Raw genomic sequence first — 1,365 nt, 5'->3', positions numbered from 1 at the left:
AGCCGCGCGGCCACCGCACCGACGTCCGCGAGGACGTCGGGCCACACCGAGAGCCGGGCGCGCGGGGCGAGGCGGGCCCGGACGGCGTCGAGGTTCGCGGGGGTGAGCCGGTGCCAGCGGGCGGTGTTGAAGACGTGCCCCTCCTCCAGCAGCGCGGCCTCGCCCAGCTCCACGCACCGGCGCAACCGCTCCCAGAACTCCCCGTCGGCAGCCCGCTGTTCGACCTCGCGCGGCTCGGGTTCGGGTTCGTACGGGGAGGCGCCGATCCGCTCGGCGAACAGGCCGGAGGCGTCGGTGGCGGCGACGGCCCGCTCGCACGGCAGGTGGCTGCCGACGTACATGTACAGGTCCCACCCGAGGTGCACGGCGAACCGGCCCTCGGCCTCCAGCCGGCACCAGAACCCGCTGCCGCGCAGCATCACCCGCACGAGCTCCCGCACGGTGGGCACGTCCACCCGCAGCCCGTCGTGCAGACCCTCCCGGCCGCCGGGCAGCAGCGCGTCCAACTCGGCGTCCTCCGGTTCTCCGAGGTGCACCAGTTCCGGTTCCCGGATTTCCAGCTCCGTCGCGCCGGAGTCCGCCGCGAACGCGGCGACGGCGGCGACGTACGCGGCCTCGACCGGGCCGTGGTCGCTGTCGGTGTCCTCGGCGCCGGTGTAGCGGCCGCGCCCGTCGCGGTCGGCGGGGTCGTACTTGGTGACGCGGTACACGTACGGCAGCATCGGGTGGTCAGCGCTCCTCGGGGTTCTCGGGCTCGTCACCCCGGACGATCCGCAGGCGGGAGTCGGCGACCAGGACGTCCCCCGAGCCGTCCAGCCAGAGCAGCCAGTGGTCGTACTCGCCCTCGTCCGGGTCGGTGCGGTAGAGGGGGAAGGTGCGCAGCCGCAGGCCGTCGAAGTCGAAGACGGTGGCGAGCGTACCGGGATCGATCAGCACCTCGGTGAGCGGGCGGCCCTCCAGGTAGTCCAGGGACTCCTGGAGGCCGTGGTCCTCGCTGCCGGCCAGGACGCGGTCGGCGTCCTCCAGCCGCCAGGCCGCCATCATCACCCACAGGTGCCAGCGGCCGTACACCTTGCCGCGCCCGTCGGGCGGCAGCGGGTCGCCGAACTCCATGTCGACGAAGCTGCCCCAGCCGTGTTCGACCCGCCAGGCGGGCAGGCCGAGCAGCGGGGCGATCCGCCGGCGCGCCTGGTCGAGGGTGACGGTGCTCATCCGCGCGCTTCCCAGCGGGCGCCGGGGCCGACCCCCAACTGGCGGCGGGAGGGCAGCCGCAGCACCCAGTCGGGACCGCTGTCCGGAGTGTGGTACGTGGTGGGAAAGACGCTCAGCCGGTGGTCGCCGAACTCGATCAGGGCGTCCCAGCCC

1 protein-coding gene and 1 pseudogene are annotated in these 1,365 nt (G+C 74.3%); both read right to left on the bottom strand.

Going from position 1 to position 1,365, the window contains the following annotated elements:
* A pseudogene (locus tag ACFUEL_RS39735) lies at positions 1-722 on the bottom strand (RNA-binding protein); the annotation flags it as partial.
* 7 nt (positions 723-729) lie between these two features.
* Positions 730-1,212, bottom strand: a complete 483-nt coding sequence (locus ACFUEL_RS39730) for a hypothetical protein (protein ID WP_380243102.1) — start codon at positions 1,210-1,212, stop codon at positions 730-732.
* Between the last annotated feature and the right edge of the window lie 153 nt (positions 1,213-1,365).

The organism is Kitasatospora sp. NPDC057198 (assembly GCF_042670125.1).
GTDB lineage: Bacteria > Actinomycetota > Actinomycetes > Streptomycetales > Streptomycetaceae > Kitasatospora.
Note: the sequence above shows the minus strand (reverse complement) of the source record. Positions and strands in the feature narration are given on the sequence as shown.